General features: G+C 61.1%; 15 protein-coding genes and 1 tRNA gene. 8 read left to right on the top strand and 8 right to left on the bottom strand.

The window, feature by feature from the left end; all coding sequences use genetic code 11:
* Positions 1–10 precede the first annotated feature (10 nt).
* The 3 genes from ASC75_RS16915 to ASC75_RS16925 all read right to left on the bottom strand — a co-directional run bounded on the left by ASC75_RS16915 (position 11) and on the right by ASC75_RS16925 (position 3,974).
* Positions 11–2,071, bottom strand: coding sequence for a bifunctional diguanylate cyclase/phosphodiesterase (locus ASC75_RS16915; RefSeq protein ID WP_055978031.1), 2,061 nt, complete (start codon positions 2,069–2,071; stop codon positions 11–13).
* Between the two features lie 143 nt (positions 2,072–2,214).
* Positions 2,215–3,429: an MFS transporter gene (locus ASC75_RS16920; protein ID WP_082496639.1), complete on the bottom strand. Its 1,215-nt coding sequence runs from the start codon at positions 3,427–3,429 to the stop codon at positions 2,215–2,217.
* Entirely contained in the window at positions 3,426–3,974 is a 549-nt protein-coding gene (locus ASC75_RS16925) for an NAD(P)H-dependent oxidoreductase (RefSeq protein WP_055978034.1), read from the bottom strand. Before ASC75_RS16925 ends, ASC75_RS16920 begins: the two co-directional genes overlap by 4 nt.
* Before the next feature lie 227 nt (positions 3,975–4,201).
* On the opposite strand from ASC75_RS16925, the gene ASC75_RS16930 reads away from it, so the two are divergent.
* The 5 genes from ASC75_RS16930 to ASC75_RS16950 all read left to right on the top strand — a co-directional run bounded on the left by ASC75_RS16930 (position 4,202) and on the right by ASC75_RS16950 (position 9,446).
* The gene (locus ASC75_RS16930; protein ID WP_055978036.1) at positions 4,202–5,152 is read left to right on the top strand and encodes a DMT family transporter; all 951 of its coding nucleotides are present in this window, start codon (positions 4,202–4,204) and stop codon (positions 5,150–5,152) included.
* 239 nt (positions 5,153–5,391) lie between these two features.
* Positions 5,392–6,498, top strand: coding sequence for a polyamine ABC transporter substrate-binding protein (locus tag ASC75_RS16935; RefSeq protein ID WP_055978038.1), 1,107 nt, complete (start codon positions 5,392–5,394; stop codon positions 6,496–6,498).
* A 68-nt stretch (positions 6,499–6,566) separates the two neighbouring features.
* Positions 6,567–7,706, top strand: a complete 1,140-nt coding sequence (locus ASC75_RS16940; protein ID WP_055978040.1) for an ABC transporter ATP-binding protein — start codon at positions 6,567–6,569, stop codon at positions 7,704–7,706.
* A gap of 8 nt (positions 7,707–7,714) precedes the next feature.
* Positions 7,715–8,626: an ABC transporter permease subunit gene (locus tag ASC75_RS16945; RefSeq protein ID WP_055978043.1), complete on the top strand. Its 912-nt coding sequence runs from the start codon at positions 7,715–7,717 to the stop codon at positions 8,624–8,626.
* Between the two features lies 1 nt (position 8,627).
* A complete protein-coding gene (locus tag ASC75_RS16950) occupies positions 8,628–9,446 on the top strand; it encodes an ABC transporter permease subunit (protein WP_055978045.1) in 819 nt (272 codons plus the stop codon).
* Positions 9,447–9,488: 42 nt separating this feature from the next.
* Here ASC75_RS16950 and ASC75_RS16955 read toward each other — a convergent pair whose 3' ends face one another.
* Positions 9,489–9,836: a hypothetical protein gene (locus tag ASC75_RS16955; RefSeq protein ID WP_156381297.1), complete on the bottom strand. Its 348-nt coding sequence runs from the start codon at positions 9,834–9,836 to the stop codon at positions 9,489–9,491.
* Between the two features lie 362 nt (positions 9,837–10,198).
* Between ASC75_RS16955 and ASC75_RS16960 the strand changes: the two genes are divergently transcribed.
* The gene (locus ASC75_RS16960) at positions 10,199–10,510 is read left to right on the top strand and encodes a hypothetical protein (protein WP_055978048.1); all 312 of its coding nucleotides are present in this window, start codon (positions 10,199–10,201) and stop codon (positions 10,508–10,510) included.
* A 341-nt stretch (positions 10,511–10,851) separates the two neighbouring features.
* On the opposite strand, the gene ASC75_RS16965 is transcribed toward ASC75_RS16960, so the two are convergent.
* On the bottom strand, positions 10,852–11,994 hold the full coding sequence (locus ASC75_RS16965) for a site-specific integrase (RefSeq protein ID WP_156381298.1): 1,143 nt from the start codon (positions 11,992–11,994) through the stop codon (positions 10,852–10,854).
* Here ASC75_RS16965 and ASC75_RS16970 point away from each other — a divergent pair.
* Entirely contained in the window at positions 11,960–12,754 is a 795-nt protein-coding gene (locus ASC75_RS16970; RefSeq protein ID WP_162244937.1) for an HlyD family efflux transporter periplasmic adaptor subunit, read from the top strand. The genes ASC75_RS16965 and ASC75_RS16970 overlap by 35 nt on opposite strands.
* A 289-nt stretch (positions 12,755–13,043) precedes the next feature.
* A complete protein-coding gene (locus ASC75_RS16975; RefSeq protein ID WP_156381299.1) occupies positions 13,044–21,629 on the top strand; it encodes a calcium-binding protein in 8,586 nt (2,861 codons plus the stop codon).
* Positions 21,630–21,751: 122 nt separating this feature from the next.
* On the opposite strand, the gene ASC75_RS16980 is transcribed toward ASC75_RS16975, so the two are convergent.
* From ASC75_RS16980 to ASC75_RS16995, 3 genes are all read right to left on the bottom strand, one after another.
* A complete protein-coding gene (locus ASC75_RS16980; RefSeq protein WP_055978055.1) occupies positions 21,752–22,027 on the bottom strand; it encodes a hypothetical protein in 276 nt (91 codons plus the stop codon).
* A 475-nt stretch (positions 22,028–22,502) separates the two neighbouring features.
* Positions 22,503–22,579 (bottom strand) — tRNA-His (locus tag ASC75_RS16990).
* A gap of 260 nt (positions 22,580–22,839) precedes the next feature.
* The gene (locus ASC75_RS16995; RefSeq protein WP_055978059.1) at positions 22,840–23,298 is read right to left on the bottom strand and encodes a phasin; all 459 of its coding nucleotides are present in this window, start codon (positions 23,296–23,298) and stop codon (positions 22,840–22,842) included.
* Between the last annotated feature and the right edge of the window lie 26 nt (positions 23,299–23,324).

The following is a 23,324-nucleotide window of genomic DNA, read 5'->3' on the forward strand; positions in this document are numbered from 1 at the left end:
CGGCGCGGCGTCAGGCCGTCAGCTTGGCAAGCGCCTCGGCGTCGTCCTCCTGCCAGGTCCCGGACAGGGCGAGGGCGTGGGCAGTGGATGAATCCACAGGGCGTCCGTAGAGGAAGCCCTGCGCTTCGTCGCAGCGGCGGTCCTTCAGGAACGCCGCCTGGAAATCAGTCTCCACGCCTTCGGCAAGCACCGGGATCGACAGCTTGTGGCCGAGTTCGATCACCGTCTCGATGACGCTCGTCGCCTGTGCCTGGCGGCCGAGCGCGTTGAGGAAGGTGCGGTCGACCTTGATCTTGTCGAAGGGGAACGAAAACAGCGTCGACAGTGACGAATAGCCGGTACCGAAATCGTCCATGGCGACACGTACGCCCAGCGCCTTGATCTTGCGCAGCACCAGCAACGCCTGGCCGGGATTTTCGATCAGGATGGTCTCGGTGATCTCGATCTCGAGACGGGAGGCCTCGAGGCCGGTTTCATCAAGGATTTCCGTCAGCCGCTCGGCGAAGTTCGGACGCATCAGCTGTACCGGCGACACGTTGACGGCGACGCCTGTCGGTGCCGGCCATTGCGTCGCCTCGCGGCACGCCTGTCGCAGCACCCAGTCGCCGATGTCGACGATGATGCCGGTCTGTTCGGCCACGGGAATGAAGTCGGCAGGCGAGACCTCGCCGAGCTGCGGGCTGGTCCAGCGCAGCAGCGCCTCGAAGCCGAGCAGCCGGCGCTGCTTCATCGATATCTGCGGCTGGAACACCAGGCGCAGCGCACCCTCGGTGATCGCGCTGCGCAGGCCGATGGCGATCTGCCCGCGGCGGCGGCCGTCTTCGTCGGCGTCCGCGTCGTACCAGCACCAGCTGCCGTCCTGCAGCTTCTTGGACCGGTACATCGCCAGATCGGCGCGCATGGTCAACTCGTCGATGCTGTCGCCGTCCTTGGGATGGACCGCGATGCCGATGCTGGCGCTGGTCGAGAAGCTTGCCTTGCCAAGTTCGTTGGGGCGCGAGAAGGCGTCCGCGATGCGGGCGGCGAACTCCTCGACCTCGTTGTCCCGGCTGAAGGATTTCACCGCGATGAACTCGTCGCCGCCGATGCGGGCGAAAAACTCGCCCGCGACAAGGGCCGCGCGCATCCGCGCCGTCGTCTGGGTCAGCACCGCGTCGCCGGCTGCGTGGCCGTAGACGTCGTTGATTTCCTTGAAGCGGTTGAGGTCGACGGCAATGATCGCAAGCGACGTTCCGGCGGCCTTCTTCAGCCGCAGCGGCAACTCGTCGCGAACCGCGGCCCGATTGGGCAGGCCTGTCAGCGGGTCGTGCATGGCAAGATGCCTGTAATGCGCGACCGCGTCCTGTTCGCTCTGCTCCTCAGCCAGGTGGGTGACCGCTCCCAGCACCACCACCAGGATGGTCACGGCGACGACCAGCAGTGCCAGCACACTGTCCGACATCAGCTGGCCGGGCACGGCGACGCGCGGGTCGGGCGTGATCTGCACGGCGCCCATGGCCGAGAAATGCATCATGCCGATGCCGAGGATCAGCGCTGCAATGCCGGCAATCTGGCTTCGGCGGGTGTCGCCGCGCGCCACCCGGTTGGTGGCGACCATGCCGAGCAGGGCACCGGCAACGATCGAGAACGTCACCAGGCCGGGATCGTAGGAGACGGTGCCGGCAACGACGAAGCCGCGCATGCCGGTGAAATGCATGAGCGCTATGCCCATGCCGATCACGCCGCCGCCGAGTTCGATCGACGGGCCGCGCTCGCCGCTCGCGGCGATCATGAAGCCGGCAAGCGAGGTGACGATGGCCAGGGCCAGCGACAGCACGGTGAAATTGGGTTCGAAGCCGTGCTCCACATTGGGGATGAAGCCCAGCATCGCCAGGAAATGGGTCGTCCAGATCGTCATGCCGCCGGCGACGCCGGCCATGAACACGAAGGCTGCGTGCTTGGCGCGGCTGACGTTGCGGGCGCGCGAAAACAGCCGCATCGACACCATGCTGCCGATGGAGCAGATGAGCAGCGCCGCACCGACGAAGCGGTAATCGTGTTCGACAACGAGGCAGTTGAGTACGGTCAGCATGAGCGATCCCCGGGCAGGCGGTCGTTATCGGGGCTAATTCTTGCCGATCCGTTTCGCTGCACCGCAGCACGATCGAATCTGGTGAATTGACCGTGAACAGACACCCCGGGCCGAGGACGCGCCTCGGTCCGAGGCCGGTCTGGTCAGCCGCGCCGCCCGAGCACCAGCGCGGCGATCGCGGCCATGACCGCTATGCCGCCGACGGCCAACCCGGCGTAGATGTACGTGCCGGCGAATCCAAACGTTGCGATCATCGGTTGGCTGACGAAGGGCGAGATGAACTGGCCGGCAAAGACGCTTGCCGTCATGCCCCCGGCGATGCGGCCGCGCATGTCGGGAGCCGCCGCTGCCATGGCGGCGGCGGCGATGTTGGGCATCATCATGCCGAGTCCCAGGCCGACCACCCCGGCCGCCGCCAGCACGTGCGCGAGCGTGTCCGCCAACCCAAGGAGGATATATCCGGCGGCCGTCAGGCCGAAGGCGAGACCGAACACGCCGGTCAGCCGGAGCCTTGCGCGCAACCGGTCATAGGACAGGGCGACGACCGCCCCCACCAGATTGCCGACGCCAATCGCCAGTCCCGCCACGGCGGGCGATCCGATGCCCATGGCGTTGAGATGGAACGGCAACTGCGTCGGCAGCAGGTAGAAGGCGATGCTGTTGATCGCCGCTGCGGCGTAGACGGCGATGACGGCCAGCCACAATGTCCCGCCGCCGCCCGGTGCGGATGCCACGGTGGCGGACGGCCTAGCCCGAACCGGCTCGTTGATGAAGGCCAGCACCGCCGGGATCAGCAGCAGCGACAGACCATAGACGGCAAAGGGCGCGCGCCAGTGCATCTCGGCCAGCAATCCGCCGCCGGTCAGGAACAACAGTCCGCCAAAGCCGACGAAGGCCGACTGGTAGCCCATGAAGCGATCGCGGGCGGGTCCGCTGAAATAGTCGCCGACAAGCGCGGTTGCGGTGGTCATGATGCCGGCCACCGCAACGCCGAGCAGCGCCCTGCCGATCAGCAGCCCCATGAGCGAATCGCTCATCAGGCCCGACATGCCGCTCAGTCCATAGAGCAGCGCGGTGACGATCAGCAGCGGCCGCCGGCCGAAGCGGTCGGCCAGCCCGCCTGCGAAAGGCGCGCACAGCACGATGAACAGCGCCGGCAGGGTGAGCACGAGCCGGGTCAGGATCTCGACATTGGCGCTGCCCGCGAAATGGCTTTCGATCGCCGGCAAGGAGGGGGCGATGGTCGCGCCCGACATGATGGTGAGCGAGCTGACCAGCAACAGGGTCGCATTGCGGCCCGCATGGCGCTCCGGCACCGGCGTCGTCGTCGCGACCTGGATCTGCTGGGCGATGGTCATGCTGCTACCTCTATGTAGGGCGTGTTGGCGCGGGCCTCGCGCAGGTTGATCGCCCACCACTGCAGGCGTGCCAGCAGGAAGGCAAGCGCCCGGCGCGGTTCGCCCGGTTCGATCAGCGCGCCGCTGGCATCGAATTTCTTCGAGGCGAAGGCAAAGCTCACCGTGTCGCGTATTGCCACGACGTGGAGTTCGGCGAAGACCAGCCGCAACTGCTCGATGGCGCGCAGGCCACCTGAGATGCCGCCATAAGAGACGAAGGCAAGCGGCTTGGCCTGCCATTGGACGCTGTGGGCGTCGATCAGCGCTTTGAGGTCGGCGGTGTAGCCGTGATTGTATTCGGGCGTCACGATGATGAAGGCATCCGCATCGCCGAGACGTTCGGCGATATCGTGGCGGTTGTGGCCGAGATCGCGGGGATCGACAAGCTCGAGCGCGAAGTGGTCGTGCCGGCGGATCTCGGATGCGACCCATTTGGCCACGACGTCGCAGAAGCGGCCCTGGCGGGCGCTGCCATAGATCACGGCGAGCTTGGTCTTCGGGGGCATTTCAGCGTGGCTCCATGTTTCAATGCGGGCGTCGGAGCGCTGTCTGTAAAACCTCAAGCTTAGTTGAGGTCAAGCGCTTAATTGCCAAGCCGGGGGCTTTCTCGGATGCTCATGCGAGTGCCCTAATGAGACAGGGGCTCTGGACCTCGCCAAGCCATCGCCGCTCGGCTATCGGTGGCCAGGCGTGTGCGGTCCAATCACGCCCAGGGGAGGCGACGGACGCACGCATGAGCGAACAGGCAACGACATCGCGACCGGGCTCGACCGGCAGCTCGGGCGAGCAGCGCATTGGCGTGTTGCTCGTCTTCCTGTCGGCGCTGATGTGGAGCCTGGGCGGCGCCATTGCCCGCTTCATCGAGGCTTCCGACAGCTGGACCGTGGTGTTCTGGCGCTCGTTCTGGGCGGCTGCTTTCCTGCTGGCCTTCATGGCCTGGCGCGACGGCCTGCGCGGCACGCTGCGATTGTTCCGCGAAATGGGTATTCCCGGCCTGCTCGTGGCGATCTGCTTTGCCACCGCCTCGACCTCGTTCGTCGTGGCGCTGAGCTACACCACCGTCGCCAACATCCTTCTGATGCAGGCCGGTGTACCGCTGCTGGCGGCGCTGTTTGCCTGGATATTGTTTCGCGAACGCGTGGCCGCCGCGACATGGGTGGCGATCTTCGCGGTCATCTCGGGCGTCGCCATCATGGTCTCCGAATCGCTCGACGGCGCCGTGTCGCCCATTGGCGACGGCCTCGCCTTGCTGATCGCCGTGGCGTTCTCCATTGCCACCGTCATCACCCGCCGTTTCGCCCATGTCAGGATGACCCCCGCCACCTGCCTCGGCACCCTGATCGCCGCGATCTTTGCCGCCTCGCAGGCGTCGATGTTTGTGGTGACGCCGCGCGACATGGGTTTCCTGTTCGCTTTCGGCGCGCTCAATCTCGGCCTCGGCCTCGCCTGCTTTGCCACCGGCGCAAGGCTCATCCCGGCGGCCATTGCCGCGCTGATCGGAACGTTCGAGACGCTGCTCGGCCCGATCTGGGTCTGGCTCGTCCACGCCGAGGTGCCGTCGACCCGCACCATCGTCGGCGGCGCCGTCATCTTCTCCGCCCTGCTCGTGCATCTGACCTTGGAATTCAGGCGCCAGGCACGGCCCCAAAGGCCGGGCGTCACGGGCGTCCCCATGCCTGACTGAGCGATGGCTTGTTTGCCATTGACAATGCTACCGTCCGGCGGGCAGGCTGAGCCCCGAGGGTAACAACAACACAGGCGTATCTTGCCAGGTTCCACTGCCGGGGCTTCGGTGTCCGCAGCTGTAAATCGCCATAACGTTTGCGCCGAGCTGCGAGCCGGCGGGAGCGCGCTACCTTCATCACTCGATTTTTGTAGGATCAGGATGTGCCGGGACGGGCGCGTCCGTGAAAGGAGACTGCCATGAACCGTAGAGCGCTTTGGCTGACCGCCGCGTCAGCCTTGATCGCTGTTGTATCGACCGCATCCGCATCCAACGCCCAGGAGCGGGTCGTCAACGTCTACAACTGGTCCGATTACATCGATTCCTCGATCATCGAGGACTTCACCAAGGAGACCGGCATCAAGGTCGTCTACGACGTCTATGATTCCAACGAGATTCTCGAGACCAAGCTGCTCGCCGGCGGCAGCGGCTACGACGTGGTTGTCCCGACGGCCAGCCCGTTCATGGCGCGCCAGATCCAGGCCGGCGTCTACCAGAAGCTCGACAAGTCCAAGCTGCCGAACCTCGCCAACATGTGGGACGTCGTCAGCCAGCGCACCGCCGCCTACGATCCGGGCAACGAATACTCGGTCAACTACATGTGGGGCACGGTCGGCATCGGCTACAACGAAAAGAAGGTCAAGGAAGCGCTCGGCATCGACAAGATCGACAGCTGGGACGTGGTCTTCAATCCCGAGCAACTGGCCAAGCTCGCCGATTGCGGCGTCTACGTCCTCGATTCGCCGACCGACATCTTCCCGACGACGATGAACTATCTCGGCCTCAATCCGCAGTCGACGGCGCTCGATGACCTGAACAAGGCGGAAGAAGCCCTGCTCAAGATCAGGCCGTCGATCCGCAAGTTCCACTCGTCGGAATACATCAACGCGCTCGCCAACGGCGACATCTGCCTGGCTGTCGGCTGGTCGGGCGACGTGTTCCAGGCGCGTGACCGCGCCGCCGAGGCGGACCAGGGTGTCGTCGTCGATTACGTCGTGCCCAAGGAAGGTGCCGAGATGTGGTTCGACCAGATGGCGATTCCGGCCGACGCACAGCACGTCGCCGAAGCGCACGAGTTCATCAACTACATGATGAAGCCCGAGGTCGCGGCCAAGGCGTCCAACTATGTCTACTACGCCAACGGCAACAAGGCGGCACAGCCTCTGCTCGAAAAGGACATCATCGAGGATCCGGCGATCTATCCGGACGATGCCATGCTGGCGAAGCTGTTCACCGTCGCGCCCTACGATCCCAAGACCCAGCGCACGGTCACCCGCAGCTGGACCAAGATCGTCACGGGACAATAACGGTCCACGGCTATCCCGGCGCCTCTGGCGCCGGGATTTGGCTTCGGGGCAAGGGGACGGAGGGGACCATGAAATCGCTCGGCAACATCCGCAGGGAGTTTGCGCCCTGGAACCAGCCTGACGCCAAGCCCTACATCCAGTTCAAGAACGTCACCAAGCGTTTCGGCGACTTCACGGCCGTCAACAACCTGTCGCTGTCGATCTATGAGCGCGAGTTCTTCGCGCTGCTCGGCGCTTCGGGCTGTGGCAAGTCGACCTTGCTGCGCATGCTCGCCGGCTTCGAGGAGCCGACGTCGGGCCAGATCCTGCTCGACGGCCAGGACCTGCGCGGCATTCCGCCCTACCGGCGACCGGTCAACATGATGTTCCAGTCCTATGCGCTGTTCCCGCACATGACGGTCGAGCAGAACATCGGCTTCGGCCTCAAGCAGGACGGCATGGCCAAGGCCGATATCGACACGCGCGTCGCCGAGATGCTCAAGCTGGTCAAGCTCAGCCAGTTCGCCAAGCGCAAGCCGCACCAGCTTTCGGGCGGCCAGCGCCAGCGCGTCGCGCTTGCCCGCGCCGTCGCCAAGCGGCCCAAGGTGCTGCTGCTCGACGAGCCGCTCGGCGCGCTCGACAAGAAGCTGCGCGAGGAAACCCAGTTCGAATTGATGGACCTGCAGCAGACGCTCGGCCTGACCTTCGTCGTCGTCACCCACGATCAGGAAGAGGCCATGACCATGGCCGACCGCATCGCCATCCTCGACAAGGGCGAGGTGATGCAGGTGGCGACGCCGGCCGAGGTCTACGAGGCGCCGGGCTCGCGCTTCGTCGCCGACTTCGTCGGCAACATCAACATGTTCGAGGGCAAGGTCGCCGAGCGTGACGGCGCCGGCGCCACCATCGCCAGCGCCAATGGCGTCACGATCCGTACCGCCAATGCCGGCGACGCGCCGGCGGGAACCGAGGTGACCTTCGCCATCCGGCCGGAGAAGATCAAGGTCTCGTCGAAGAAGCCCGAGGGCGGCGACAATGTCCTGGAAGGCGAGGTCTACGACATCGCCTATCTCGGCGACATGACCATCTTCCACGTCCAGCTCGGCAATGGCCAGGTGGTCAAGGCAAGCTCGCTCAATGCGACGCGCGGCACCGAGGATCCGCTGAGCTGGGACGACAAGGCGTGGATTTCCTTCCGCAACGACGCCGGCGTCGTTCTGACGCGATAGGTGGAGATATGACGCGCGCCCTGTCCGCCATCACCAACCGCCTCGTCATCCTCGTTCCCTATCTCTGGCTGCTGTTCTTCTTCCTCATTCCGTTCGTCATCGTCTTCAAGATATCGCTGTCGACGACGGCGATCGCCATGCCGCCCTACACCCCGGTCCTTGGCCTCGCCGACGGCTTTTCGGGGCTGATGTCGCAGATCGGCGAGTTCAGCTTCGACAATTACCTGTGGCTGACCCAGGACGCGCTCTACTTCAACGCCTACGTATCGAGCGTGGTCATCGCAGCCATCTCGACGTTCCTCGCGCTGCTGGTCGGCTATCCCATCGCCTATGGCATGGCCCGCGCCCCGGCGACGATCCGGCCGACGCTTTTGATGCTGGTGATCCTGCCGTTCTGGACCAGTTTCCTGATCCGAGTCTACGCCTGGATCGGCATCCTCAAGCCCGAGGGGCTGCTCAACCAGATGCTGCTCGGCACCGGCATCATCGACCAGCCGCTGGTCATCCTCAACACCCATACGGCGATCTTCATCGGCATCGTCTACTCCTACCTGCCGTTCATGATCCTGCCGCTCTATTCGGCGCTGGAGAAGATGGACTATTCGCTGATCGAGGCGGCGCAGGACCTCGGCTGTCCGCCGATTTCGGCCTTCTGGAAGATCACGTTCCCGCTGTCGCTGCCCGGCGTCATCGCCGGATGCCTGCTGGTCTTCATCCCGGCGGTCGGCGAGTTCGTCATCCCCGACCTGCTCGGCGGCTCGCAGACGCTCATGATCGGCAAGACGTTGTGGAACGAGTTCTTCGCCAATCGCGACTGGCCGGTTTCGTCTGCGGTGGCCGTCATCCTGCTGCTTTTGCTGGTCGTGCCGATCATGTTCTTCCAGCAGGCGCAGGCGCGCGCCCAGGAAGAGGGGCGCTGACATGAACGCGAGCTGGAGCCGTTTCAACATCACGGCCATCGTGCTGGGATTTGCCTTCCTCTATCTGCCGATCGTGCTGCTGGTCATCTTCTCCTTCAACGAATCGAAGCTGGTCACCGTCTGGGGCGGGTTCTCGACCAAGTGGTATGTCTCGCTGTTCAACAATCAGGGCCTGATGGACGCCGCTTGGGTCACCATCCGCGTCGGCCTGGTCTCGGCGACCCTGGCGACCGTGCTCGGCACGCTCGCCGCCCTGGCGCTCACCCGCTACACCCGTTTCCGCGGCAGGGTGCTGTTTTCGGGCATGGTGTTCGCCCCGCTGGTCATGCCCGAGGTCATCACCGGCCTGTCGCTGCTTTTGCTGTTCGTCGCCGTCGGCCTCGATCGCGGCTTCTTCACGCTCACGCTCGCCCACATCACCTTTTCGATGTGTTTCGTGGCCGTGGTGGTGCAGTCGCGGCTGGTCACCTTCGACCGCTCGCTCGAAGAGGCGGCGATGGATCTCGGCGCCCCGCCGGTCAAGACCTTCTTCCAGATCACGCTGCCGGTCATCCTGCCGGCAATCATTTCCGGCTGGATGCTGGCCTTCACGCTCTCCATCGACGATCTGGTGATCTCGAGCTTCACCTCGGGGCCGGGCGCGACCACGCTGCCGATGAAGATCTACAGCCAGGTCCGGCTCGGAGTGACGCCTGAGATCAACGCCGCCTGCACCATCCTGATCGGCATCGTCGCCATTGGCGTCATCGCCGCCTCGCTGGTCAACAAGCGTCGCGAAGTCCAGCGCCTGCGCGACGAGCAGGCCGCGCAGCGGGGGTAGGCAGCGCTGTTCCCGGCGGCCCCGCGGCGGTCCTCTCCTCGCTCAGGGATTGGGGGCGGTGACGGCTCTCGGCTTGGCCACCATCTGCACCTGGCCGCTGACGGTCACGGACATGTCGCGGTCGTTTCGGTTGCTCATGTTGACGCTGCTGCTGACGCCCGTGATTTCACAGCTCTCGGCAAATGCCTCGACGACGAGTTCGCAACTGTTCTTGATCATCCGGTAGACGGACTCTACCGCCGCCTTTTGCTGCGCTTCGATGTCCTGCGACTTGTCGAACGGCATGGAAATCGTGATGTTCGATGACAAGGCGATGTACCCGTCGGGCGCGCGACCGCCTCTCATTGGCATCGTCTGCGCCCATGAAACTGCGTTCGATGCGATCAACATGGCGGCTGCGAGGTAAAATATTCTCATTTCTATCTCCAATCGAAGTCACCATAAGATGACGTGATGATCGAACGAAGGATAAAGTCCATGCTGAAGATTTTATGCATCCGGTAGATTTGGATTTGTCTTGAGTATCGATGGCAAGACGGAATTGTCGGTTGGCGGCACGGCCAACAGATCCGGACTCTTTCAGGTGAAGATGGACTCGGAACATGCGGCGGTCGCAGTCGACCGGCCGGTCCGCAAGCATCTGCTGATCTTTGGGAGAACCCGAAAAGGGTAACCTTTCCAAGGGTGTGTCGCTGGATAAGCCAAAGTCGCCGTGATAGCGTCATGGCGATCAACTTTGAGGAGTAGGGGTAATGACGCGTTTTCTCGCTACGGCTGCAGTTTTGTCTTTCGTCGCATTGGCCGCTACGGCCTGTAACACCCCGCAAGAACGTGCCGTTGGCGGCGGTGCGGTGGGTGCGGTCGGCGGCGCCCTGGTCGGCCAGGCCATCGGCGGCAACACCGGCGCAACCGTGGCGGGCGCGGTCATCGGCGGTCTCGCCGGCGCCATGATCGGCGCGGGCACCGCTCCCGGCGAATGCCGCTACCACCAGTACGACAACCGTGGCCGCCCGATGTACGACCGCAACGGCAGGCCGGTGACCTACCTGGCCCCCTGCCAGTAACAATCGCCGCGACGATACATTCGTCCTCGGAAACAAAAAAACGGCACGCTTCGACCGAGGCGCGCCGTTTTCTGTTTCGTGCGTTGCTGCCGGCTGCCCGGCGGCGATTCGTGGAAAGGGTGCGCGGTCCGAATCGTGCTGCCGGAGGGACGAGCCATTGCGAGGAAGATCGGCTGACGCGCAACGCCGGCAGGAAAACCTGGCCTGGCCGCTCGCGATGATGTCGGGAAAGGAGAATGGTACGGTTGGGTGGGCTCGAACCACCGACCTCCGGATCCACAATCCGAATTCACGTATTGAAAATATTCAGTTTTTCGACGTCATGTCGCGTCTATGTCGCGTCAAGATAGGAGCGCTGCCTCGGCCGCGGCCAATTCTTCGGCGTCATCGCCCCGTGGGAACAGGTGTCCATAGACGTCCATGGTCATGGTGATGGACGAATGCCCCATACGTTCCTGCACCACCTTGGGCGGCAGTCCTAGGCCTCCGTCGGCCTGGCGGTTGATGCACCACGACGCGTAGAAGTGGCGAAGTGCATGGAGCCCCTTGTACCTGGCTTCCAGGATCGGCTCCCCCTTGTTGTCAACCTCGCCAGTGTCGACCGAAATGCCTGCCTTCACCTCGGCAGGCTGTACACCTCGACGGACGATGTTGTTCAACTGCTCGACCTTCCCTTGACCATTCGGGAACACCAGATCGAGCACCGCCGCCTTGTTGCCGTCGGCGTCCACCTTCCCGGTCTCACGCTTCGGGCAGATCAGCTTCCACTCGCGCAGGGTGTTGATGACGATCGGAGGCGCCGGCACAGTGCGCTCTCCCGAAATGGACTTGGGCTTACCAATGGTGTTGAAGCGGTCCGCCCGCTGGTGGACGTGGATCTCGCGCTTGTCGAGGTCGACATCCTTCCATCGTAAGCCGCGAAGTTCCGACGCGCGAAGACCTGTGAATATCGCCGTCAGCAGCAACGGCCGCCAGCGGCCCTCCAGGGCGCCGACGAGGGCCTTGACCTCGTCTCTGGTCGGAATGTCTTCCCCAACCTTCAGCTTGCCCTTCTGGCGCTTCTCCTGGCGACGCTCGCCACCGTTGCGTCGGCCCCGAATGTCTCGCACGACATTCCGGGCAGTTAGGCCACGCTCCTGCGCATCGGCGAGCAGCGAGCCAAGGCTGACCAGCACCTTCCGCACCATTGCTGGCGATCGGCCGGCGCCGCGCAAATCGTCTTCGAGGGACCGCACCGTCGGGATGTTCAGGGCCGATAGCTTCATCTCCCCGATGAACGGCACAATGTGCAGATCTAGGTGGGATCGGTAGCTGTCGACGGTCGTGCGCTCCAAGCCTGCGCCCTCAGCGCTGGCGATCCAGAAAGTACCAGCCTGCTTGACCGTGGCGCTGGCGCTGTCGGCGACGTGGGTTCCCTCGCGCACCTCGACCTTGGCCGTGGCCGCGAAGGTGTCGGCTTCCTTCTTCTTCGCGAACCTCGCCATTTACGTGGAACTCGAGAAGCGTGGGGTGGGCGTGAAGTCGGAAACAATTGCCGCTCGCCAAGGCGAACAGGACCAGCTGATGGCGGTCGTGGCCGACGAAGGCCGCATCGCCGAGTTGGAAGCGACGTTGGGCTCGCTCGCCGCTCGCAAGCACGAGCGAAGGGAAGCTTATCTCGATCGGATGACAAACGAGCTGATTGAAATCGACCGCAGCATCGGCATCCTGCGCCAGGATTTGGCTAAGGCCGAGCTGTTCGAGCGTGCGAGTGTTCTCGCCTCTCCTGTCGCCGGCCGCGTCCAGCAGGTCGAGGTCGGTATCTCAGGTGATGTCGTACAGACCGGGCAGCAGCTGATGGTAGTCGTGCCAGACAGCACCGAACTCGAGATCGAGGCGATGTTGCTCAACAAGGACAAAGGTTTCGTTCGCGAGGGCCAGGAAGCCCGCATCAAGCTCGAGGCCTTCCCCTTTACTCGCTACGGAACACTCGACGGCCAGGTGACTACGGTTTCCAACGATGCCATTTCGGCTGGTGCTACCGCAGGGACCGGCGGCGGCACAGCCCAAGGCACATCGGGGCCACTAGTGTTTCCTATTCGTATCAAGCTAGATCAAAGCTCAATTCGTGCCGATGGCGAAGACGTAGCCGTTACTCCAGGAATGTCGATAACGGCAGAAATCAAGACTGGCAGCAGGCGGATACTGCAGTTCTTGCTCGATCCGTTAATGGAGATAAAAGATGAAGCCTTCAACGAACGGTGACCCGCGACAAAAAAGAATGATATACTCTAAAGCGCTTTTCTTCGCGGCAATATCGTTAGTTATTGCAATAAATATAGTTATCTTTATCTTCTTGTACTCTTCATACGATATGGACAGGGAGTTCATTATTCTAAGAGAGTCTAGTTATATTTTATTTGCTATGAATTGGATAAAATGGACAATTATTCTGAATATATATACGTCATTGCCGACAGTCTTAGTCATTTCAATAGCAGCTCTATTCCTAAAGTCGAGAATAAGGTAGATATCCAACAACAGGATTACAGCCATGGGAAGCTCACTCCTTGAAAGAGACTTAGAACGATTCAACGAGATAATGCGCGACGCCAAGGTTACGTTTAGCTTCAACTCGCTTGATGTCGGATACTATGAGAATGGAACACGAATGACATCGAGAGCCGGAGCCTGGTATTCGGTACCAAGCCTCGGCCAAAGCGCGGTCAACAATAATATAAATTCCATCGAAATGGCCGCTCGTGAATTCAACATAAGCAAAGATCTTCTAAGTGCCGTCGTGTACACCGAGAATTCCCATAGCTGGAAGGATCTTCTTGCTCCTGATTTCGTAAAAGGCTCGTACCTTCCCGGTAATGTACAAGCACGGTGGTCCGATATCATTCCGGGAACAACACCTTCGACCTTAGCCAACAATCCGCAGCAGAATATTCGCGTCACGGCCAAGGTGCTTTCTGAAATAGCGAAGCGTTTGGCAATCCCAACCCCTCAGGCAATCGCTAGTCTTTTCCAAGGCTTAGGATACCAACGGGTAACCTACTACGGCTTGACAGTAGCTGACTACATGAAAAGCCGCCCTTGGGATTCAACTCCAAATACAGGTGGCCTCTCTCCTGAGGAGAGGGACGAACGTAACAAGGGAATGACTGGCGGGAGACTCCCTGGCAAAGACAAAGATGATCGCGACATGGCGAAGCCGTCTTCGCCGAGCCCGCGCCCAACGCACGACACGCCGTTTGGGAACAACCGCCCAGCAGATCCTCGAGCGGCCGACCGTGTCGCCGGAGTTTCGCCAAATGGCTTGAGATCGGAGTCTACTCAGAACGAGAGATCCCGTCGCGAGCCAACGATTTCTCGCAATCCGTACGACACCATGCGCGACCGCGATCGAGACACTTCTCGCGATCGCACACCCAGCGGCGGCACGGGAGGTGGCGGAGGCGGACGCGAGCGTGCGACGCAAGGCGGCAGTAGCGGCCGGTCACCCAACTCATCCAGTGGCATCAGCGGAGGCTCAGGCGGTGGCGGCGGTGGCCGCGAGCGTGCGACGCAAGGCGGCAACAAAAGCCGCGATACGTACGACAGAAATGGTGGATACGGCAGCCCAGATCGTGGAATGGGCGGTCGCGGCATTGGCAGCCAGCCTGTGCTGCTCGACATAGCCGGGAATGGCATCACGGTTGACACCATCTCGACCTCATCGCAGTTCCTCGATCTCAAAGGTGATGGCTACCAGCATCGCACGGCCTGGGCCGGCAAAGGCACAGGCGTACTGGTCATCGATGCCGATGGCGACGGCAAGATCAGCCGCTCGAGCGAGTTCGTCTTCACCGAATGGGACGCGACGGCAACGGGCGACCTTGCAGCGATCAGGAGCGTGTTCGACACCAATGGCAACGGCAAGCTCGACGCGGGCGACGCACGCTGGAACGACTTCAAGGTCATGGTCGACGGCCAGCTAGTGACGCTTGCCTCGTTGGGCATCGTCTCGATCGACCTTACGCCGACTGGCAGCGGCCAGCGTTTTGATGACGGTTCGGCGGTGACAGGGACCACCGTCTACACCAAGTCGGACGGTTCGACAGGGGCCGTGGGGGATGCCGTCCTCGTATCGGATGTCAATGGCTATGTCATCAAGCGCACGACCACCAACAATGCCGACGGTTCAACTACTCTCGCCATCGACGGTTACGACAAGGAAGGCCAGGTCGCCTTCCGCAATACCATTGTCACCAGTGCCGACGGTCTGACCAAGACCACCCAATTCGACGACGATGGCAACGGCACCTGGGACCGCTCGCAGGTCGAGACATTGCGGCAGGCAGCCCCCTTCCAGGCCGGCACCGTCGCCCCACTGCCGTACATTCCTCCTGTCAGCCCTACGGATATCGTCGGAACGCCTGGGGGCGACTTCTTGGTCGGCACTGCCGGCGACGACGTGATCCGCGGCGGCGACAATGACAGTGTGAAAGGGGGCGCGGGCAATGATTATTTGATTGGTGAATCAGGCAATACACAGGTCACCTACGACGGATATGCCGCCGACTATACATTCACCTTGAACAACGACGGCTCGATCACTGTTTCCAATCCTGTTTATGGTGTCGATACGTTAATCGGCATCGACAGCATCTGGTTTGCCGATGAACAGAAATGGTGTTTCATTCACGAGCAGGTCCCTGGGGCGCCATTGTCGATCGGCACTGGGAACAGCAACGCATTCTGGGGAACGGCACACGGGGACACTATTTTGTTCACGGGCGGTTCGGGCAATTACGTCGATGGCAGCGCTGGAATCGACACAATCGTCTTTGTGGGAGACGTGATCGACTATCGGATCGAAGGACAGGGCGTCAATTTTACCGTTACTCGGGTCTCCACGGGCGATGCGGTCCAATTCCAGAACGTTGAATATCTCAAATTCGGCAGCGGCCCTGCGCTTTCTATTGCCGACATCGTGGCGGCCTCCGGTCATGCGCCAGGTTCGCACTGGGGCACGGCCGATGTTGTCGACCGCACCCGCACAAGGACGATTTCCAATTATGCCGCAGATGGAGCGCTTCTCAACCGGACGACCATCATTACAAGCGCGGACCGCAAGACGGTAACGACTTATGTCGACCAGGACGGGGACGGCATCAATGACCAGACCCAGACCTATGTGAAGATCGCCGACGGCTCTTCGACAACCACGGTGACGCAGTTCGCGCTTAATGGTGCCGTTCTGAGGAAGGTTGAGACCACGTCAAGCGCCGACGGCCTGATCGAAGTCGTGCGCACGGACTCGACCGGAAGCGGCACCTACGAACTCGTTGAGACCGAGACCACAGTCATCGCCGCCAATGGGACCAGGACGAAGACATCAGAGACACGCAGCAGCAACAGCACGCTGGTCGCCAACGAGGCCGAGATCACCAGCGCAGACGGCAAGACCAAAACGGCCCAGGTCGACGCCAACGGCAACGGTCAGTTCGAGACTCGTGTCGAAAGTGTCGTGACCACCGACGCGGCCGGGGCAACTGTAACCACAGTCACCACCTACAATGCTGACAACACCGTCCGCGGCAGTTCGGTCACCACCAAGAGCGCCAATGGCCTCAGCACCGTTGAAGCGGCCGACCTCGACGGCAACGGCACGACCGACGTCACCTCTTCCGATGTCAGCGTTGTCGCTTCCGACGGCAGTCGCACACAGACCGTCCAGGACACAGCCAACAATGGAGCACTGCTCGGCAGGACCGTTCGGATCACCAGCGCGGATGCCAAGGCAATAAGTATCACAACGGATGCCAACGGCGATGGCGTTACGGACTCGACAAAGACCATCCTGGTCGATGCAGCGGGTGCAACGGCGGCCACCACCAGCCTGTTCAACCCGAACGGCACTTTGAAGTCACGGCTGCTCGAGCAATCGGATACAGCGGGGCTTTCTGTCACCACCAGGACCGACATCAATGGCGACGGCACTGATGACCTCACTGTCACCGTTGTGACCGTGACCAATGTCGATCTGAGCCGTACCCGCACAGTGCGGACGCTGAGCGCCAATAATACGCTGATCGGCAGCATTGCCACGACGACCACGGCAGACAGCCTCTCGCAGACTGCGCGCGAAGACATCAATGGCGACGGCACAGTCGACAAGACGACCGCGTCGGTGATGGTGCTCAATGCCGATGGCAGCCGCAAGGAGACAATCACCGAAACCAGTGGCAACGGCACTCTGCTTGGCAGGACCGAGGAGGTGATCAGCGCCGACCGTAAGACGACCACTCTCACCGTTGATGCCAACGGCGATACCAAGGTCGACCGCACCACCGTCAGTGTCGTCAACGTCGATGGCAGCAAGAGTCTGACAGAGACGGACTTCAATCCGAACGGCACGGTTCGGGCGACATCAGAGACGACCGTCAGCGCCAATGGTCTGACGACGACCGTCAAGGACGACATCAATGGCGACGGCGTGTTCGACGGTTCCGTCCAGGCGCAGACCGTCATCAATGCCGATGCCGGCCGCACCACGACCACGTCCGAGTTCGCAGGCAACGGCACGCTTTTGTCGCGGACGGTCGCAACGGTTTCGGCCAATGGCTTCAAGGCTGAGACACAGGTCGACGCCAATGGCGACGGCACGGTCGAGCGCAAGGTTACCGATGCCACGATCTTCAATGCCGACAGCTCGAAGACACGGACCGTCAGTGAGCTTTCCGGCACCAATGCGCTGATCGGCAAGGCAACCACCATTACCAGCGCCAACGGCCTTTCGGTCGAGGTCCAGGAAGATCTCGACGGCAACGGCACCAACGACAGGATGACGATTTCGACCGCAACGCATGCAGCAACTGGCGCCAGGACCGACACCGTGCTGGTCAAGAACGGCAATGGCGGGCTGGTTTCGGAAACCGTCACGACAACAAGCGCCGACAAGCGCGTTGTCACGAAGGTCACCAATCTGAACGGCGACGCAGTGATCGATGAGAAGAGCACGCTGGTTCAAGGCCATGACGGATCGACGCGGCAGATCGTTGAGACTTACAGTCCGACCGGTACGCTTGCCTCGAGCAGCCTCAGCATTGTCAGCGCCGACGGTCTAACCAAGCGCCTTGCAGTCGATCTCAACGGCGATGGCATTACCGACCGTTCGCACCAGTCTGTAACGGCGCTGGGTGCTGATGGCAGCAGGACCGAAGTCGCTGACGAGTTCAATGGCGACGGCTCAGTCAAGAACCGCACAACAACCACGGTCAGTGGCAATAGCCTGGCCAAGTCGACCGCTTGGGCGGCCTCGGGAACCACTACCAGCCGTTCGATGACCGACACCACCGTCATCAACGCCAATGGCAGCACGACCCAGACGGTCGCCTATCGAAAGGCCAACGACACGCTGGAAAGCCAGACGGTGAAGACCGTCAGCAGCGATCAGCTGACCAGCACCATCACCCAGGATGTCGATGGCAACGGAGCCGTCGATCTGACCGTGACATCCGTGAAGCAGCAGAATGGAAGTCTGATCACGACTTCGTCGGGCGCAAGGTCCACAGCCTTGGGCACCCGCAAGGTTGCGACGGTCACCGCGGACGGACTTTCGACGACCAACGACTACATGGCCAACACGACTTCGACATCCGGGATAGAGTACACGGCCCAACGCGACACGCGTGCCACAACTCTGAACGCCGACGGCAGCAGGGTAGAGGCGAGCGAAAGCATCAAGTATTCAACTGCTGGCGCAGTCTTATCGCGTGCTCGAACCCGCACTACAACCTCCGGTGACGGCTTTGCCACCAGCAGGGAATGGGACCTCGCGGGTGACGGTATCTATGAGCTTACCCAAACCGACAGCACTGTCCTTGCTGGCGACGGCAGTGAAACGCAAACGCTCTCCGAATACGACAGCGGCGTGTTGAGAAAGCAGTATGTCACCACGACAAGCGCCAACGGGCTCGAAGTGGCAACCAGTTGGGACACGTTTGGCACTGACGCGTTCAGCCAGGATGCCACTGACGTCATTACCTTCAACGCCGATGGCACGAAGACACGAGCCGTAACCAACCTGAAGGGTGACGGCTCACAACTGTCTCGGTTTGTCACGGTCACTAGCGCCGATGGGAAATCGACCACCGTCCAGGAAGATATTGACGGCGTGGTCGGAGTCGACAGAACCAAGACAACAACTAGATTGGCACTGGCCGATGGCACTCTTGTCGAAACGCTCCAGACAAAATCTGCGGCCAACGTCCTGCAAGACAAGGAGACGACTACCACCAGCGCTGACGGCCGCACGACGTCGATCGTGCGCGACATCGACGGCGACGGGACGACGGATCAGATGGAGACCACGACCGGCTTTGTTGACGGAACGTCGAAGACAGTGATCACCAACCTTGGTGTCACTGGTGTCAAGGCCAGCGAAACCACGGTCGCGGTGAGTGCCAACGCTCTCGTCACAACCTCCGAGTGGGACTTCGACGGCAACGGCACGATCGACCAGCGCCGCATTGCCACCGAGAGCCTTTTTGGTGACGGATCGCGTCAGACTGTCGCCAACGATACCAATGTCGCTACGGGCTTGCTGCAGAGCAGCGTTACCACTTTTGTGAGCGCTGACGGTCGCCTTACGACCATCAACAACAATATGGATGGCGCGGGTGCGATCGACCGCATCGAGACCATCGCCACAGACATTAGCGGTGGGATAACACGCAAGACCCGCAATGCCACTACCGTCGCCCGCGATGTCGCTCGACTTCTGCCGGGAGAAGTCTACTGGCGGCAGTCGACGGCCTACAATTTGGTGTCAACGACGAGTGCAGACGGGCTGACCACCACCATGCTTGCCGATTACGATGGCAATGGTGGCGATATCTCGACAGCGACCTTCGACCTCACCAGGTTCGAGTATTCGGCTGTTTCGCAGGTCCAAATCGACGGCTCGGTGGTGACCAGCATTACCGAAAAAAATGCAGCGGGTGCCGTCGCCGCGAAAGGTATCATTACAGTCAGTGCGGACGGGCGCGCAAGCACGCTGAGCAAAGACGGCGACAACAACGGCACCTACGAACACATCGAAACGGCGACCACGCAGATCGACGGCTCGATTGTTCATACCGTTGTCGATCTCGACGCTGCAGGCAGAGCAACCAAAAGCGTCGTTAACGGCGTCGACGCGATGGGTAGGGTTGCCTACACGTTGACTGCTGACAAAGCTACCGCGACCCTTGCGCTGACTGGAACATTGAAGCTTGAGGATCTGAGTTTCTCATGGGTAGGATCGGACCTGCAAATTGCCGCAGCACCAATAGCGAACCTAACAGCCAATAAGTTGGTTGCAACGATCGGGAGCGGACTCAACAAGGTGGTTGTTGCAGGCGGGGCAGCGATTGCTTTCAACGTCGCGTCGACCTCTGGCGCAACGATCATTGGAGGAACTACTGCGGATTATCTATTTGGACTTTCCGGCAATGAGCGGCTTGAAGGTGGGGGCGGAGATGACACTCTGTTCGGCGGCGCCGGGGATGATACCATGTATGGAGGTGACGGTGCCGATTTCCTGCGCGGTGAAACCGGAAACGACTACCTTAATGGGCAAAAAGGTACCAACACGTATTCCTATCGAAGGGGCGATGGTGCCGATACTTTTGATGACTATGCCCTAGCGTCCACTACCTTCCTAGACAGACAGATAGCTGGTTATTCCGGCGTTGCTTCTTGGGGGTACGTAGATACGTGGATAAGCGGATATCGCTGGGATACGGCGACAGACCAACTTCAGAAATGGGCAGGGGCAGACGCCGCGACATTGTCTTTCGGAAACGCCATTTCTGCCACTAACCTCCAGTTTTCTTGGTCGGGAAATGACCTTCTAATTGCTTTTGACTCCGGCCCGGTGGGTGACAGCATTAGAATTGTCAACCAACGCGTTAGCGCGCACAAGAACTATCTCGCTTTTGAGGGCGGACCGGCAGTAGATTTTGCCGTGGCCGTCCAAAATGGAACGCTCGCTGGGAGCACGGTCGGGGAATACCTTTTCGGCCTCTCAGGGAACGAACGTCTTGAGGGAGGTGACGGCGACGACAGGCTGCATGGTGGTTCTGGCAACGATATACTGATTGGCGGCAATGGCATTGATACGCTTCACGGCGGCAGCGATGACGACTATCTGAACGGTCAGGCCGGAAACGACATCTATGTTTACCGCCGTGGAGACGGCGCCGATGCAATTGATGATTACACGTTTGCCACAGTAACTCAGGCCGATATTACGGCGGCCAATGCGGTTGGGGTCAACGCTGGCGGTACCGTCAACTACTGGGTCAACGGCTACCGTTGGGAGACCGTCTCCAATCAGTTGCAGAAGAGAACGGGAGGTGGCGACGAGACCATTGCTTTCGATACCTCGATCGCGCTGGACGAGTTGAGGCTCGAATGGGTCGGTCAGGATCTCAAGGTCAAGTTCGCCAATGGACCGACTACCGATAGCATCACGTCGATACAGCATGCCGTCGGGGGTTACGCCGAACACATGTCGTTTGGCGCCGGTCCTTCGCAAAGATTCTGGGCCGCGGCCAGTCTGGGTGCCACGATCACAGGTACGGCAGCGAATGAGTACATGCTAGGTCTCTCCGCCAACGAGCGTCTGGAAGGCGGAGCTGGCAATGACACCCTGATCGGCGGGCTCGGCAACGACACTCTCGTCGGAGGCGCTGGTGCGGACAAGTACGTTTTCGGCGCTGGGCATGGCATGGACACCATCGTTGAAAATGGTGTTGCTGGCGAGCAGGACGAACTGACCTTCGGTGCCGGAATAGACGCGGACGAACTTTGGTTCCGCAAGGTAGGCAACGACCTGGTGATCAATGTACTTGGCACGGACGATCAGGTAACCGTGCAACAGTGGTTCTCCGCTCCGACCACGCATACGGTTGAGAAGATCCGTTCTGGTGACGGCCAGGTTCTCAATTACGCCAAGGTCGACAGCCTGGTTGCGGCCATGGCGGGCTTCCAGCCTGCAACAGGCGTCAGCACTAGTGGGGTCAATGCCAATGACCTGAATGTCAGCGATCCCGGAGCGCTCGGAACGGTTGCCGCAGCGGTTAGGACATCATGGATGGCCGCCTGACGAGGCGTTCACATCGCGCGGCAGCCGGTGCCGGGGCCGCCTGGATCACCGGCCGGCCGCCGCCCTGACCATTATGCACTATCTGCATATTGCCCCGCTGCCGTAAGGTCGCGGGGCTTTTTTTATTGTTGACCCTGTTTTTTCTCGATCTCGGCTAGGAGCGCTCTTAACTGCTCCACTGTGATGACCAAGTTGCAAATCTTGCGGTCACCGCCGGTTGAGTTGCTGTTGGCCCTCATCACGTCGATTTCGATTGGGGTGCCTAGGTCGATGACCGAGTGGTGAGGTGCGCTCACTCGCAACCAGCGATCACTCACAATGCAGTTAAGGCTCATTTTGCCTCGTCGGTTCAACTCACGTTGCTCGTGGTTCACCGGGAACTTCTCGACCTTTGCCATTTGATACCCGTGTTGGCTGCAGATCGATTTCTTGCACGTACCGGCGCTTCTGCCAATCGCCCTGCTGGCTTCGGCTGGCGGGGCTTTTTTGCGTTTCTAGGCCTAGAACTGCCGACCAAGCACCCGACGTCCGGCGTTGGTGATTCGCCAACGGGTCTCTACGTATCCCGGTGACTTGACTGGCATGGTCTCGATTTCGATCAAACCGGCTGTCCTAAGACGTGCCGTGCTTCCTCGGCCCACAATAATCCTCGTGTCCATAGCGCCCCAGTCGTCAGGGGCTTCCCGCAAAACGGCAATTTCAGCATCACTCAAATCGTTGGTCATGTCGCGTCCCATGTTGCGTGGACTAGCCGAGTGTGAGTGAAAACCCTTGGAAATCAAGGGAACTCAGTTGCAACATGAACGCGACATGAAGTGCCCGATCAGGGGGTAGCTTCAATTTCTAATGTCTTGATTTCGTTTGGAAAAAAGATGGTACGGTTGGGTGGGCTCGAACCACCGACCTCCGGATCCACAATCCGGCGCTCTAACCAACTGAGCTACAACCGCGTGCCTTGCTCTGGCGCAGCGTCCTTACGGACAATTCCAACACATTTCAAGAGCTTTGCGAACCATCCACTGCGGCGATTTGTGCCCGCGGCGCGAAGTCGCTGAATTCAGCGGGATATCGACCCCGCAAAAAAGAAAAAGGCCGGCGGGAGGAGGTGCCGGCCTTTTCCTTTGGTGACCAGCGGGAGGAGGTGCTGGCCGCTTCGCCCGGCAGGCAGAGGGAGGAGGAACCGCCCGCCGGGTATCTTGTTCGGTCGCGATCAAGCGGCCTTGAGGTCTTTCAGCGCCTTTTCGAAGGCGGTCTTGACCGGCTTCGAGACGTCTTCGGCGGCCTTCGAGGCAACGGCCTGGAATTCCTTGGCCTGCTCGACGGTCTGCTCGACGCGGCTGCGCAGATAGGAGGTCTGCAGTTCGACGACTTCCGACAGCGACTTGGCGCCGGCGAGGGCCTCGAGGTGCGAGAAGCCGGCCTCGGCATTGCTGCGCAGGGCGGCGATCGCCTTGAGCGACAGCTCGCTGGTCACGCTGCGGGCGTTCTCATAGCTGGTCTCGATGGTCTTCTGGGCCTCTTCGGCGCCGGTCTTGAGCTTGGTGTAGGCTTCCTTGGACTGCTCGACGCCCTTTTCGGCGAAGACGCGGAACTGGTCGGTGGCCTTGGAAACGTCGAAGCTCGGCATTTCGATGGTGTCTGCGAATTCTGCGGTTTTGGTCTTGGACATTGTCTCACCCTGTGACTGGACGGGGT

Origin of the sequence: Aminobacter sp. DSM 101952 (genome assembly GCF_001424795.1) — a bacterium.
GTDB classification, from domain to species: domain Bacteria; phylum Pseudomonadota; class Alphaproteobacteria; order Rhizobiales; family Rhizobiaceae; genus Aminobacter; species Aminobacter aganoensis.

Excerpts from the sequence above, each read along its gene's own strand:
- ASC75_RS16980 (WP_055978055.1), bottom strand. The coding sequence starts at position 22,027 with ATGGCAAAGGTCGAGAAGTTCCCGGTGAACCACGAGCAACGTGAGTTG.
- ASC75_RS16945 (WP_055978043.1), top strand. The coding sequence starts at position 7,715 with ATGACGCGCGCCCTGTCCGCCATCACCAACCGCCTCGTCATCCTCGTT.
- ASC75_RS16955 (WP_156381297.1), bottom strand. The coding sequence starts at position 9,836 with ATGTTGATCGCATCGAACGCAGTTTCATGGGCGCAGACGATGCCAATG.
- ASC75_RS16925 (WP_055978034.1), bottom strand. The coding sequence starts at position 3,974 with ATGCCCCCGAAGACCAAGCTCGCCGTGATCTATGGCAGCGCCCGCCAG.
- ASC75_RS16935 (WP_055978038.1), top strand. The coding sequence starts at position 5,392 with ATGAACCGTAGAGCGCTTTGGCTGACCGCCGCGTCAGCCTTGATCGCT.
- ASC75_RS16930 (WP_055978036.1), top strand. The coding sequence starts at position 4,202 with ATGAGCGAACAGGCAACGACATCGCGACCGGGCTCGACCGGCAGCTCG.
- ASC75_RS16920 (WP_082496639.1), bottom strand. The coding sequence starts at position 3,429 with ATGACCATCGCCCAGCAGATCCAGGTCGCGACGACGACGCCGGTGCCG.
- ASC75_RS16995 (WP_055978059.1), bottom strand. The coding sequence starts at position 23,298 with ATGTCCAAGACCAAAACCGCAGAATTCGCAGACACCATCGAAATGCCG.
- ASC75_RS16975 (WP_156381299.1), top strand. The coding sequence starts at position 13,044 with ATGGGAAGCTCACTCCTTGAAAGAGACTTAGAACGATTCAACGAGATA.
- ASC75_RS16960 (WP_055978048.1), top strand. The coding sequence starts at position 10,199 with ATGACGCGTTTTCTCGCTACGGCTGCAGTTTTGTCTTTCGTCGCATTG.
- ASC75_RS16965 (WP_156381298.1), bottom strand. The coding sequence starts at position 11,994 with ATGGCGAGGTTCGCGAAGAAGAAGGAAGCCGACACCTTCGCGGCCACG.
- ASC75_RS16950 (WP_055978045.1), top strand. The coding sequence starts at position 8,628 with ATGAACGCGAGCTGGAGCCGTTTCAACATCACGGCCATCGTGCTGGGA.
- ASC75_RS16915 (WP_055978031.1), bottom strand. The coding sequence starts at position 2,071 with ATGCTGACCGTACTCAACTGCCTCGTTGTCGAACACGATTACCGCTTC.
- ASC75_RS16940 (WP_055978040.1), top strand. The coding sequence starts at position 6,567 with ATGAAATCGCTCGGCAACATCCGCAGGGAGTTTGCGCCCTGGAACCAG.